13 protein-coding genes are annotated in these 13,825 nt (G+C 37.8%); 7 read left to right on the plus strand and 6 right to left on the minus strand.

Features of this window, described 5'->3' with window-relative positions:
- Positions 1-7: 7 nt before the first annotated feature.
- Positions 8-724, minus strand: coding sequence for a hypothetical protein (locus FHR28_RS04550; protein ID WP_166782027.1), 717 nt, complete (start codon positions 722-724; stop codon positions 8-10).
- Between the two features lie 103 nt (positions 725-827).
- Here FHR28_RS04550 and lysS point away from each other — a divergent pair, with 103 nt between their 5' ends.
- Positions 828-2,354, plus strand: a complete 1,527-nt coding sequence (gene lysS / locus FHR28_RS04555) for a lysine--tRNA ligase (RefSeq protein WP_056518084.1) — start codon at positions 828-830, stop codon at positions 2,352-2,354.
- Positions 2,355-2,443: 89 nt separating this feature from the next.
- On the opposite strand, the gene trpS is transcribed toward lysS, so the two are convergent.
- The gene (gene trpS / locus FHR28_RS04560) at positions 2,444-3,457 is read right to left on the minus strand and encodes a tryptophan--tRNA ligase (protein WP_004717376.1); all 1,014 of its coding nucleotides are present in this window, start codon (positions 3,455-3,457) and stop codon (positions 2,444-2,446) included.
- A 196-nt stretch (positions 3,458-3,653) separates the two neighbouring features.
- Here trpS and FHR28_RS04565 point away from each other — a divergent pair, with 196 nt between their 5' ends.
- The 3 genes from FHR28_RS04565 (at position 3,654) to FHR28_RS04575 (ending at position 7,251) form a co-directional block, all read left to right on the plus strand.
- Positions 3,654-4,580: a DUF808 domain-containing protein gene (locus tag FHR28_RS04565; protein ID WP_166782028.1), complete on the plus strand. Its 927-nt coding sequence runs from the start codon at positions 3,654-3,656 to the stop codon at positions 4,578-4,580.
- Between the two features lie 52 nt (positions 4,581-4,632).
- Positions 4,633-5,523 (plus strand): neutral zinc metallopeptidase, encoded by an 891-nt coding sequence (locus FHR28_RS04570; protein WP_166782029.1) that lies wholly within the window; start codon positions 4,633-4,635, stop codon positions 5,521-5,523.
- Positions 5,524-5,751: 228 nt separating this feature from the next.
- Entirely contained in the window at positions 5,752-7,251 is a 1,500-nt protein-coding gene (locus tag FHR28_RS04575) for a cation:proton antiporter (RefSeq protein WP_151956205.1), read from the plus strand.
- Positions 7,252-7,374: 123 nt separating this feature from the next.
- Here the strand turns inward: FHR28_RS04575 and FHR28_RS04580 are convergent, their stop codons facing one another.
- Positions 7,375-8,349, minus strand: a complete 975-nt coding sequence (locus tag FHR28_RS04580) for an alpha/beta fold hydrolase (RefSeq protein ID WP_004717368.1) — start codon at positions 8,347-8,349, stop codon at positions 7,375-7,377.
- Between the two features lie 166 nt (positions 8,350-8,515).
- Here FHR28_RS04580 and FHR28_RS04585 point away from each other — a divergent pair, with 166 nt between their 5' ends.
- Positions 8,516-8,830, plus strand: a complete 315-nt coding sequence (locus FHR28_RS04585) for an MGMT family protein (protein WP_154129219.1) — start codon at positions 8,516-8,518, stop codon at positions 8,828-8,830.
- A gap of 48 nt (positions 8,831-8,878) precedes the next feature.
- On the opposite strand, the gene FHR28_RS04590 is transcribed toward FHR28_RS04585, so the two are convergent.
- Positions 8,879-9,316 carry a universal stress protein gene (locus FHR28_RS04590; RefSeq protein WP_004717364.1) on the minus strand — a complete coding sequence of 146 codons (438 nt, stop codon included), beginning with the start codon at positions 9,314-9,316 and terminating at the stop codon, positions 8,879-8,881.
- A 424-nt stretch (positions 9,317-9,740) separates the two neighbouring features.
- Between FHR28_RS04590 and FHR28_RS04595 the strand changes: the two genes are divergently transcribed.
- Complete coding sequence (locus tag FHR28_RS04595) at positions 9,741-10,526, plus strand: enoyl-CoA hydratase-related protein (protein WP_166782030.1); 786 nt, start codon at positions 9,741-9,743, stop codon at positions 10,524-10,526.
- Between the two features lie 352 nt (positions 10,527-10,878).
- Complete coding sequence (gene hppD, locus FHR28_RS04600; RefSeq protein ID WP_004717360.1) at positions 10,879-11,934, plus strand: 4-hydroxyphenylpyruvate dioxygenase; 1,056 nt, start codon at positions 10,879-10,881, stop codon at positions 11,932-11,934.
- A gap of 68 nt (positions 11,935-12,002) precedes the next feature.
- On the opposite strand, the gene FHR28_RS04605 is transcribed toward hppD, so the two are convergent.
- Together FHR28_RS04605 and FHR28_RS04610 are read right to left on the minus strand one after the other, a co-directional pair.
- Positions 12,003-12,782, minus strand: a complete 780-nt coding sequence (locus tag FHR28_RS04605; RefSeq protein WP_056518097.1) for an IclR family transcriptional regulator — start codon at positions 12,780-12,782, stop codon at positions 12,003-12,005.
- Positions 12,783-13,263: 481 nt separating this feature from the next.
- Positions 13,264-13,812, minus strand: coding sequence for a VOC family protein (locus FHR28_RS04610; protein ID WP_004717353.1), 549 nt, complete (start codon positions 13,810-13,812; stop codon positions 13,264-13,266).
- Positions 13,813-13,825: the final 13 nt, after the last annotated feature.

The following is a 13,825-nucleotide window of genomic DNA, read 5'->3' on the forward strand; positions in this document are numbered from 1 at the left end:
TTATTGTTTAATGGCATTGAATAATCAGTGGTTGTTCAATAGAAAATGATTTTGCCACACCATTTTCATTACGCGGTTGGAAGCGAATTTTTTCTAGTAAAGGTTGCAGTATCGATTTCATTTGTTCGTGAATTAAAGGGGTGTAACGGATATTTAGGATTTGCCCTTGTGCATCTACCAAAAATTTTGCTGAGAGCGAGATATTACCTTGTTGATCAAATTTAATTTTATTCTGAGATGGTGTCTTACTTTGGTCACAAAAGGGTTCTAAAGCGCTTTGTACTTGTGAAAAGTTGGGTTTTATGGCGTATTGGACGCGGGCTGGAAATTTAATAAACAGAATGTATTTTCCATAATAGTATTTTATTTTTGCGATGTTTTGTTCATCAAAATTGAGTGTTTTATTTTTAAAATCATCACTGACTTGCGGTAATTGATCTAGAGTGAGTTTTTTTGCCAGTTCTAAAGCCCTTAAATTCAGTGCTTTTTGAGTGGGGTGTGGATTCATTAATTTGACTAGGCTTTGTAAACTGGTTCGATTTGGAACGATTTCTAATTGCCAAATATAATCTTGATTATTGAGATTGGTGCTTTCAATTTTTATAGGAAGATCTTTTTGAGTATTGCTCATAACAACGATTTTCTCGGCATCAACCACAGTTGAAAACCACAAAACATTGAAAAGAATGATACTTTGGGCGAATCCTTGCCAGTATTTATTCATGATTTTTAATTTTTACATGGTTCGTAGAGTTATATTCATACGCATTATGTTGTAAATCTGCTATGCTATGCAACTTCCGTTTTTTAATATAATCGAGGCAGAGATGACGCAACATAACGCTCAATCGACTTCTGAACAACACATTTCCGAAAACGATTTAATTGCACAGCGTCATGCCAAGTTAAAGCAAATTCAAGATCACGCCAAGGAAATAGGTGTTAGCCCATGGCCAAACACATTTAAGCGTGAGCATTATGCGCAAGATCTACAAGAACAATTTGCAGATCAATCTAAAGAACAAATTGAAGCAGGCGAGCAAGTTCACGTATCTGTAGCGGGTCGTGTGATGTTGAACCGTGGTTCATTTATCGTGATTCAAGACATGACGGGCCGTATTCAATTGTATGTGCCACGTAAAGAGCTTGCACCTGAAGTTCTAGAAACGGTGAAAAGTCTAGATCTTGGCGATATTATTGCTGTTCAAGGTTATATCGGTCGTTCTGGCAAAGGTGATTTATATGTTCATATTGAACATTTTGAATTATTGACGAAATCACTTCGTCCACTTCCAGACAAGTTCCATGGTTTGAATGACACAGAAGTAAAATACCGTAAACGTTATTTAGACTTAATTGTGAATGAAGAAACACGTAAAACTTTTGAAATTCGTGCAAAAGTTGTGTCAGGTATTCGCAACTATCTCATCAATGAACGTTTTATGGAAGTTGAAACTCCGATGATGCATGTGATTCCAGGTGGTGCGTCAGCGCGTCCATTTGAAACACACCATAATGCATTAGATATGCCATTATTCTTGCGTATTGCACCTGAGCTTTACTTAAAACGTTTGGTTGTTGGTGGTTTTGAGCGTGTATTTGAAATTAACCGTAACTTCCGTAACGAAGGTGTTTCAACGCGTCATAACCCAGAATTCACCATGATTGAATTCTATCAAGCTTATGCTGATTACAAAGATCTCATGGCTTTGACAGAGGGTATGCTTGAAAAATTAGCAATCGACATCTTGGGTTCAACAGATGTTCCTTATGGTGAAGAAGTGTATAGCTTCAAAGGTCCATTTAAGAAAATCTCGATGTTTGATGCGATTCTTGAGCATAATCCAAATTTCACTGCTGAAAATGTTTCGGATCGTGAATTCTTGGCAACATTTATTCGTGAAGAGTTAAAAGAGCAAGTTAAACCAGGTTTTGGTTTAGGTCGACTACAAACCATCGTATTTGAAGAAACTGTTGAAACTCAATTACGTCAGCCGACATTTATCACAGAATATCCTGCGGAAACTTCGCCGTTAGCACGCCGAAATGATGATAATCCACATATCACAGACCGCTTCGAATTCTTTATCGGTGGTCGTGAGTTGGCAAATGGTTTCTCGGAATTAAATGATCCAATTGACCAAGCTGAACGCTTCCAAGCGCAAGTTGCCGAAAAAGATGCAGGCGATGATGAAGCAATGCATTTCGATGCTGACTTTATTGAAGCATTAGAATACGGTTTACCTCCTACAGCAGGTGAAGGTATTGGTATCGATCGTTTAGTGATGTTATTTGCCAATGCAGCAAGTATCCGCGATGTGATCTTATTCCCACATATGCGTCATAAAAATTAATTTATGATGTTATAAAAGATGTTATAAAAGATGTTGTAAAAAAAGCCACTGAATTCAGTGGCTTTTTTTACTTAGATAATCAGCGCATTTTAGAAATGAAATACGCCTAAACCATTTTTGATTTCGTCTAAAGTATCTTGAGTGATGATACGGCATTTTTCCGTACCAGTTTTTAAAATATCCATGATGTAATCTGGATCTTTTGCTAGTTCCATACGACGTTCACGGATTGGTGTAATCAACTCTTTTAACACACCTTCAAGACGTTTTTTCACAGTACCATCGCCTAAACCACCACGACGATAATGTGCTTTAAGTTCTTCAACTTCTTCTTTATTTGGATCAAAAGCATCTAAATAAGTAAAGACAATATTTCCTTCAACCTGACCTGGATCTTCAATACGCAGATGGTTTGGATCGGTATACATTGCATTGACTGCTTTTTTGATGTCTTTATCTGTTGCATCTAACACGATGGTATTGCCCAATGATTTCGACATTTTGGCTTTACCATCAAAGCCAGGTAAACGGCTCATATTGGATAAAAGCGCTTTACACTCAGGTAAAACCTCTTGTCCAATTTGACGGTTTAAACGACGAACAATTTCATTGGTCTGTTCGATCATTGGAATTTGGTCTTCACCAACAGGTACGACTGTGGCTTTAAATGCAGTAATATCGGCAGCTTGTGCAACAGGGTAGCAAAGAAAACCTGCTGGAATATCACGCTCAAAACCACGTAATTGAATTTCAGCTTTGATGGTTGGGTTACGTTCTAAACGAGAAACCGTCACAAAGTTTAAATACAACATGGTGAGTTCATTCAACGCGGGTAAGCAAGATTGAACACAGATTGTGGTTTTTGTTGGGTCAATGCCGACTGCTAAATAGTCTGTTGCTACTTCAAGAATATTACGACGAACTTTTTCAAAGTTATCCGCATTATCTGTTAAAGCCTGAGCATCTGCGAGAAGGAGGTGTTGATGATGAGAATCTTGTAAGCCTACTCGTGAGCGCAAAGAACCTACAAAATGTCCCAAATGTAGTTGTCCAGTAGGACGGTCGCCTGTCAAAATCACAGGACGATTATCTTGATTCGTCATTATCGCTTCCAAAGTCTTTGTATAGACAGTCGTGTTTTATGAATGGGCACTATTGTACGAGATAATTTATTTTAATGTCAGCGAAAAATGGTGTAGAACCAATTTTTATCAATAAATGTGAAAATCTACAAAATTTTATATAGAAAAATGAATTTTCACTTTAAAATGACAGGATAACTAAAATTTTGGATAAAAAATGGCAAGTAGTCTATTAATATTATTAGATGATATCGCAGCAGTGCTCGATGATGTTGCAGTCATGAGTAAAATGGCGGCTAAAAAAACTGCGGGTGTTTTAGGTGATGATTTAGCACTGAACGCACAACAAGTGAGTGGTGTAAGAGCAGAGCGTGAGCTTCCTGTGGTATGGGGTGTCGCGAAGGGCTCATTTATCAATAAATTAATTTTAGTGCCTTTGGCTTTGCTGATCAGTGTGGTTGCACCATGGTTGATTAACCCAATGTTGATGATTGGCGGTCTGTTTCTTTGCTATGAAGGTGTTGAAAAAGTTCTACATAGTTTGCAGCATAAAAAAGCCAAAACCGGTGAAGCTGCACAAGAGGAACTTGAACAAATCGAAACTGATTTAGCCACATTTGAAAAAGATAAAATTAAAGGCGCGATACGCACAGACTTTATTCTCTCTGCTGAAATTGTGGTGATTTCTTTAGGGACTGTTGCGGCTGCAACATTTGGTACCAAAGTGATGGTGCTATCTGTCATCGCAATTTTAATGACCGTCGGTGTCTATGGCTTTGTCGCTATGATTGTAAAGATTGATGATTTAGGTTTGTACTTAACCCAACAAACATCAAATGTTAAACAAAGCATTGGCCGTGGTTTACTGGTATTTGCACCAAAGTTAATGAAAACATTAACGATTGTTGGAACCATTGCAATGTTCCTTGTCGGTGGGGGGATCATCACCCATGCTGTTTCAACTTTGCATCATTGGTCAGAAGAAGCCGTTGATCATATTCAACATATTCCAACCGTTGGTAGTGTTATTGGTGCATTAACACCAACGTTAATCAATTTACTGATTGGTATCGTCGCAGGCTTAGCCGTGGTATTGGTTGTTGGACTTATTCAAAAAGTTCGAGGTAAATCAACAACAGCCTAAATGCAAAGCACATCCTAAACGATAGCCAATTTAAAATAAAAAGGACCGATCTATGCGTTGGAAAGGACGTAGAGAAAGTGATAATGTCGAAGATCGCCGTGGCGGTGGGGGCGTAAAAGCGGGTGGGATTAGTATCCTGGGCTTAATCGTCGCTTTTGTTGCATGGAAGTTCTTTGGTGTTGACCCACAGCAAGCCTATCAAGCGACCAAACAGGTGACTTCGGCTGGTGCAAGCCAAAATTCTGCACCCACCAATTTAACACCTGAACAGCAGGAAACGGCATCTTTTGTTAAAACTGTTTTGGCAGATACCGAAGATACTTGGAAACCGATTTTCCAACAACAAGGTGTACAGTATGTTTCACCTAAGCTGGTGATGTTTAGTGGTGCGATACGATCAGGCTGTGGTACAGCTGAGTCTGCAATGGGGCCATTTTATTGCCCAGCAGATCAAAAAGTGTATATCGATACCCAATTCTTTAAAGATATGCGCCAACAGATGGGCATCTCTGGGGAAAAAAATCAATCTGAGCTTTCAGCTAAAGATGAAGCGGGTGATTTTGCACAAGCTTATGTGATTGCGCATGAAGTTGGGCATCATGTACAGAATTTATTGGGAATATCGTCTCAGGTTCAACAAGCACGCCAGCGTGCCAGTGAAACTCAGGGCAATCAACTTTCAGTACGTTTAGAATTACAAGCGGACTGTTTAGCTGGGGTTTGGGCCAATCGTACACAACAACGCACGCAGTTTTTAGAACAGGGTGATATTGAAGAGGCGATGGATGCCGCTGAAAAAATTGGTGATGACTACTTGCAGAAAAAAGCACGTGGTTATGCGGTACCAGACAGCTTTACGCATGGCACCAGTCAGCAACGTATGCAATGGTTTAACATCGGTATGAACTCTGGTGATATCAATGCGTGTGATACCTTTAAATAGACAGCTATAGATTGTTGAGTTAAAGAAGAGAACATCATGTTCTCTTTTTTTCTCAATCAATTTTTTTTAAGCGCTTTTTATGTTAAAAAATATAACCAGTAATCATCATATTTCAGTTTTTTTTGTACAATTATCTAGATTGTTAAATGGTCTCTTATTTTATATTTTATAAAAAAATGATTGAGTGTTTGATGTGCATTTAAATTAAAAATCTAAAACAGGTTTCGGATGGGTAACTATTTCTTTCTTCAGGTCTTTACAGTCATTTTTGCGCTTTCTATCGCGACTACAATTTTTAATAAGCGAATATTAGGTTTCCCTCAAGCCATTGGTGTTCCCATTGTTTCAGCAATTTTTGTCTTTATTTTGCAATGGGGTGCCAGCTTACTCAATGGCAATCAATTTATCTCGATTAATATTCATAACATTGAAGAAGCTGTACGGCATGTCGATTTTTATGATTTTTTAGTCAATGGTGTCATTTGCTTCATTCTGACTTCTTCAGCACTTAAATTTAAGGTTTCAGATTTAAAAGTTTATTGGAAGCCGATCAGTATCTTGGCAACGATTGCTTTACTGCTCTGTGCTGTATTTTTTGCAGGATTGGTGTTTGGTTTCCAATTCTTGATTGGCAATCCTGTTCCAATTTTAGTTTTATTGTTATTGGGTTCTGCCTTAGGTGCGACAGATCCGATTGGGATCAAAGGTGTCCTCAGTTCAGTACGTGCGCCCCATCATCTGATTGTTAAGTTGGAAGGCGAGTCTTTATTTAACGATGCAATGTGTATCGCAGTCTTCATGACTTTATTGAATGTCCTCGAAGGAGAGCATTTTAGTTTAATGGCAACGCTACAAACTTTCTTATATGAGATTGTGGTTGCGGTCATCATTGGTTGGGCTTTTGGTTTGGGAATCTTGCGTTTATTACGTGGTAAACACGAGATGGAGTCTTTGATTCTTACCACTGCATTATTGGCATGTGGCTCTTATCTGGTTGCATTATTTGCCCATGCATCCGCTCCGATTGCCTGTGTGATTGGCGGTTTAATTGTGGGTAATAAATGGAAAGAAATTTTACAGGATCGTGAAATTCGTGAGGTTAATCATTTTTGGCATACGGTAGAAGGGATTATTAACTCTTTCCTCTTCACCTTGATTGGTCTAGAAATCTTTATTTTAGATTTAAGCACAAGTTTGATTCTTGGTGGTATTTTTGCTTTCTTTGCCTTGCATCTCTCTCGTTTTGCCGCAAATTTCTTAGCTTTTGCATTTTTCCCATCGTTCCGCAAAAAGAGCTATAACGGTAGTCTGGCTATTCTTTCTTGGGGAGGGGTTCGTGGGGGAATTTCACTTGCATTGATCCTTGCTGTGGCAAACGTCCCTGAGTTACGTGACTACAGTAGTATTCTAATTGGTTATACCTTTATCAGCGTATTACTTTCAGGTGTCGTCTGTGGTTTGGGTTTACCTGCAGTCATGAATGCCTTTTATTACAATCCAAATGAAGAAACCCAAGGTTTCAAAGGTTGGTATCAGCGCATGTGCAATAAAATGAACCGTAAAGGCATCAAATATATTGTGGGTGAAGATAACGAAGGGCATGAAACCATCACCATTTATAACCCAGAAGCGTTGGTTGACAAGAAAGCTGCAGATGGTGTGGCCTCCGTACATCATCCTGAAAAAGCGCAAGAAATGAAGCGATTGGAAAATCCAGGTAACTTCTAAATGCAGCGCATTAAGTCAAATGAATAGTTAAGGTATAAAGTTGAGCAACTAAAATTTCAATATTCTTAAATATTTAGCGCAATAAAAAAGCCAGTAACAATACTGGCTTTTTTATTGGAGTTGTTATTTTGCGTTTTTGCCTAAGAAATCGAGGTAAGGTTTAATCAAAAGTTGCTCTTGTTCTAAAATCGGTAAATGTCCGACTCCTTTTAGAATGATTGGCTCTTGTGCATTTTTCAATAAGCCTTTGAGTTCAGCCGCAGCTTCAACATTGATAATTTGATCTTTATCTCCCCATGCAATCAATACCGGCTGGTCAATAGAACGTGCTGCAATGGCAAAAGAATCTGGGGTAAATAATTTAGACATGACAATCAGTTGCTCAACCAATTTGGTGGTGTTTGCCGATTGGCTAATCATCAATTTCTCTTGAGCATCTTTTAATTCTTTAGGAATAAAAGGCGGTAGACTGGTTGCAATTTTCATTAAACGATCAAAATCGCCAGGTTTGCTGACAATCATATTACGTAAAGTTGTTGGATCTTTTAAATAAGGAGTATTGGCAGATTTAAATACACCTGCACTATCAATTAAAAATAAAGATTTGGTATCAACAGGGTATTGTGCTGCGTAAAGTAAGGAAATCGAGCCACCCATCGAGTGACCAGCAACATTTAAGCCATTGTCTACTTTAATAGCTTCAGCAAAACGACGTAATTTTTCAGTGAGATTGGGCAATGAGTAATCAAAATCGTTAGGGACTTTACTGTCACCTTGACCAGGAAGATCAGGAATAATCACATGGTAATAAGGCGTTAAGTAACGTGCCACACGATTCCAGTTGTCACGACTTCCAGCTAGGCCATGAACAAGCATAATGGTAGGTTTGCCAGCTGGTCCGCCTTCACTATAGGCCCAATCAATATCGCCAACTTTTACACGTTTGGTTTCCATGCCCGCCCATGCACGTTCTTGTTGAAGCACACTTTGAATGTCAATCGCTGGGGCAGCATAGCTTGTGGTCGATAAACCTACTGTTACCACAGAACCTATTGCCAATGCCGTCGATAAAATCAGTTTGTTGAAGATTCCTTTCATCTTTGAATACTCTTGTTGTTGTATTTGAGGTACGATTTAAGATTAGATTATGTACAGTCAAATTACATTTGCCTAAAATGTTTAAAGCCTATTTTCAAAGTCAATTTAACCCCGTTTGCCAAGATGCTTATGAATATTATTTTTTATTATTTGATTGATCTAAAAAATGTCAAATCATGAACTCGCTCAGATGATTTTAAATGTCATTATACAAATTCCCCAAGGTAAAGTTGCCAGTTATGGTCAAGTTGCCAAATATGCAGGCTTACCCAAACATGCACGGTTGGTTGGGCGTGTATTAGGACAGTTACCTGAAGATCATGATATCCCTTGGTATCGAGTGGTTAATTCACAAGGGCGAATCAGCTTAAAAAAGCTGGATGAGAAGGGAATGTGTATTCAGACTGCAAAGTTATTGGCTGAGGATGTTATGGTTATTGATGGCAAAATAAATCTAAAAAAATATCAATGGACACCCTAATTCCTCACTATAAAGATAGTGAGGAATGTTTAAAACAAAAGGTGAAAATTATTTAATTACTAAAACAGGGATTTGTAATTCAGTTAATAAGCTTTGCGCTACGCTGCCCATAATAATTTTTTTCAGTCCGGTACGACCATGTGAACTGAGAATGACCAAATCAATTTTTAAATCCTGCACAGCTTGATTTAAAGTATGTGCAATATTTTCGCCTTCGAGTAAACGTGTTTCAACTTGCACGCCTTCTGCGGCAAATTGATCTTTTGCCACATTGATATTGGATTGAATAAATTCACGAGCACGCTCAATCAGCATATTGCTTTGACCATGCGCCAAATATTCTGATGCAATATAAGGGTCTAAAGTCATCACCTGTACAACCGTGATTTTACTGTTAAATGCTTTGGCAAATTCAACCGCATGTTTCACAACAGATAATGAGGTTTCTGAACCATCAACAGGAACGAGGATATTTTGATAAGCCATGTCTATTTTCCTTATTTTACCAAAAAGCTGAGTTGAATATTTATTACAATTCTAAGTTTATAGAATCATCATAACGTGAATATGAGATGAATAAAACCGAGTAAATGTGTAGGGATAATTCATATAAATATCATAAATTTAATTAAATGCATTGGCATCAAGTTACATCGTTTTGTTGCTTGTAAATGCAGCTGAATAAAAAGATAAATCAATCAATAAAATAAAGATCGAGATGCAATCAAGCATGATCAAAATAAAGCTTTAAATTGTTTAAACAAAAGCCATACACAATTGAGAAAATATATTGGCTGAATGAAACAATTGGCAAATTGTAAATCCAGTTCTTCCTTTAAAATGTTTTAAATATAAATACTGAAAATAATAGGACATTACAATTTAAACCATGGATTAAAAGGAAAAGACAATGGAATATCAAACAATTATCGTCGAAGAAAAAAATGCAGTTGGATATTTGAGCTTAAATCGGCCTGAACAATTCAATAGCTTTACACCGCAAATGTGCCTTGAAATTGTAGAGGTCTTAACACAATGGAAAGATGATACCGAAATCCGCATTATTGTGATTGCTGCGATTGGAAAAGCATTTTGTGCAGGTCAGGCGATAAGCCCAGATTTATTTGGTGGTGGTGCTATAGACTTGGGTTTTGTCTTGGAAAAATACTTTAATCCCTTATTAGCGCTCATCAATACACTACCAAAAGTGATTATCTGTGCTGTAAATGGCGTTGCAGCTGGTGCGGGAGCGAGCTTAGTATTGTTATGTGATATCGTGATTGCAGCAAGGTCTGCAAGCTTTTCACAAATTTTTAGTAAAATTGGCTTAATTCCAGACTGTGGTGCAACTTGGTTATTGCCGCGTATGATCGGCTTTGCCAAAGCCAAAGCGTTGATGCTGACTGCCGAAAAAATCAGTGCAGATGAAGCTGAACGATTGGGAATGATTTATAAAGTGGTAGAAGATGATCAATTACAGATAGAGGTTGTTCGCTTAGCTGAGTATTTGGCAACACAAGCCAGCCTGAGTTTTGCCTTGATTAAACAAGCGATGCGGGTCAGCATGCAAAATGATTTTACCAGCCAAGTTAAAGTTGAGCAGGATTTGCAAAGACAGGCAGGGCAGTCAGCAGATTTTTTAGAAGGTGTTCGCGCTTTTTTAATGAAAGATAAGCCAAATTTTAAAGGACGATAAATAACGATTTAAGTTGGGAAGCTTTTCAACCTGAAACATCAAAGCTAGTAGAAAAGTCTCATAATAATGTAATGCTATTTGCGCGAGAATAGTATGCTCGAGGTTATTAGAATAAGAAATAAAAATTACACATAACATAATTTGATTATGTATTGCATAAATTTAAGCTTTCTTGTAGGATAAATTTAGAGTTAAGCGTCAGTGTAAATGCAGCTTAAGGTTAGCGCTTTACATGGACTAAATTATGGAAAGGAAGAGTTCAAATCAGGATATTTTGTTGATTGACCTAAATACCTGTGATCTTTTCTCGGCATTAAAAAACGGATGAATTTATTCAAATAAGGGAAACTAGATGGATATTTTAGATAACCCATTAGAACTATGTGGCTTTGCATTTATTGAGTTTGTTTCGACGGAAAATGGATTAGATCAAATCTTTGAAGCAATTGGTTTTGCTAAAGTCGCAAAGCATAAATCAAAAAAAGTTTATTTATGGCGTCAGGGTAATATTAATATTATCTTGAATTATCAACCTGAATCTTATGCATCATTCTTCTTTAAAGAACATGGCCCATCAGCATGTGCAATGGGTTTTAGAACGCGTGATGCAGCCAAAGCTTTTAAAAATGCAATTGAACTTGGCGCAGAGCCAATGTATTCGCAAGCAGGACCAATGGAATTAAATATCCCAGCGATTAAAGGAATAGGCGGTATGCCAATTTTCTTGGTCGATCGTGATATTTATGAAAATGATTTTGTATTCTTTGATGACGAAAATCGAAATCCTCGTGGAGCTGGTTTAAATGAAATTGATCATTTAACCCATAATGTCTATAAAGGGCGCATGGATTATTGGGCAAATTTCTATGAAAAAATCTTTAACTTCCAAGAAATTCGCTATTTCGATATCAAAGGTGAATATACGGGTTTAACTTCTAAGGCGCTGACTGCACCTGATGGGATGATTCGTATTCCTTTGAATGAAGACTCAGACAAAGGCAATGGACAAATCGCCGAGTTTTTGGCTGACTTTAACGGAGAAGGCATTCAACATATTGCTTTTATTACCGATGACTTAATTTCAACATGGGATAAGTTAAAAGGTTTAGGGCTGAAATTTATGACGGCACCTCCTGAAACTTATTATGAAATGTTAAAAGATCGTCTCCCTGATCATGGTGAGCCGACAGAAGAGCTGCAAAAGCGCGGTATTCTGTTAGATGGCAATACCAAAGACGGTCAGAAGAAACTGTTATTACAGATTTTCTCTGAAAATATGCTTGGACCTGTATTCTTTGAATTTATTCAACGTAAAGACGACGATGGTTTTGGTGAGGGCAACTTTAAGGCATTGTTTGAATCAATCGAACGTGACCAAATCCGCCGTGGCGTATTAGAAGCCAAATAACAAAATCGTACTCAATACAAAAAGCCAAGAATTTAATTCTTGGCTTTTTGCGATCTTTCACTAAAAAATTAACGTGTTTGTATGTATTGATTCATCGCAGCAACTTCACGTTTAAATAGTTCAAGTTTTTCACTACCCGCGTTGACAGGTAAAAACATTTCACTGTCTAATGCAACAATACAAAATTCCATTGCAAGATGCGCATTGAAAATAGGTAAACCCACAGCATTGATACCAACAAGTAAGTCACCTTGGGCAATTGCCATACCTTGTTGTAAAGTATTTTCTTTTAAAACAAGAAATTCGTCCCAATTGGTGGGTTTGACTTGACTATGGTTCAGCGTTGCTTTTTCCCATTCAGAGTGCATCAATGGTTTGATTAGCGCTTCGGGTAAATAGGAGGCAAAAACCCGCCCAGCAGCTGAATTTACTAAAGGCATGATCGAACCGACTTTGGTCACAATTGAAATCGGATGATTTGATTCAATCGACTGTACAACTAATGGGCCTTTAGGTGACCATTTGCTGATTTGAATCCCGCAACCAATTTTACTTTGTAATTCATAAATAAGGTGCTGAACAAGCTGTAAAACATCGGTGTGTTGGATACAGTTTAAACCTAAACGCCAAGCTTGATCACCAAGCGCATACTGACCACCCTCAAGTTGTTTTGCATAATTCATCCGAATCAAACTGACAAGATAACGATGTACCTTGGCTGGATGCATATCAAGTTTACTCGACAACTCTTTTAAAATAATCGGCTTATTATGTTCCAAAAGGGCATTGAGAACGGCTAAGCCCACCTCAAGTGATTGAACCCCACCAGACAACTTTTCTTCAATCATTGAATAACCCTTAATCTGTATACGATCTAGCAGTGTTGATGTGCTGTCGATATTTGATTTACATATTTAACACATAGTGCCTGAGCATTGTACAAAATAGAACTTATCTTTTTAAATGAAATCTCAAAAGAGCCTCAGTGAATGTTATCAGCATACAATTGTTTTTGAAGTGCTGCATATGATTTATTAAAAAACAGGACATCATCAAAAGATCTAGACCATTAAAGTTAAGCCGATAAAAATCGGTATTGGAGTCACAAGGCTTCAATACCGATTAGATCCACTATTGTCTCACAGCAATATTTTAAATGCTGATTGCTGTTATTGCTTAAGATTCAGCAAAACTAGCATTGTGTGCTGTTAATGCTGCTTAATATCGTGTTCAACTAGATCTAGGATGCCAAATCACGAATCATTCGATTAATAAACTTAGTAAGGACTAAGTTGGCTTTGGCACCCAGACATACTCAACTGAGCATGGTTATGCTCCCAACTCGTCTTCATGCAAAAAGTGAGTATGCTGAGGCGCACGTTTGGTACGGCTCCACTCATCTAGCATTTCTAATTTCATTTCTTCGGTAATTCGTGCGATTTTTGCATCTGCATGCACATCGTTATAGGTCAGTTCTAAACGATGACCATTGGGGTCAAAGAAATAAATCGAGTGGAAAATGCCATGGTTGGTGACACCAAGAACTTTAACACCATGTGTTTCAAGATGTTCTTTTGCAATCAATAACGTATCGAGGTCTTCGACTTCAAATGCGATATGTTGAACCCATTGAGGGGTATTTTCATCACGCCCCATATCGGGTTGAGTAGGCAGTTCAAAAAATGCCAATACATTGCCTTGTCCAGCATCTAAGAATAAATGCATATACGGATCAAAGGCTTTAGTCGAAGGCACATGGTCTTCAGCAAAGGCCAAAATAAAATCCATATTGAGCATTTTTTTATACCATTCCACGGTTTCTTTGGCATCTTTACAACGATAAGCCACATGGTGAATTTTTTTAATCGCAAAGCTCATGATAAAACTCCTT

Origin of the sequence: Acinetobacter sp. BIGb0196 (assembly GCF_011759595.1) — a bacterium.
Classification (GTDB): Bacteria; Pseudomonadota; Gammaproteobacteria; order Pseudomonadales; family Moraxellaceae; genus Acinetobacter; species Acinetobacter guillouiae.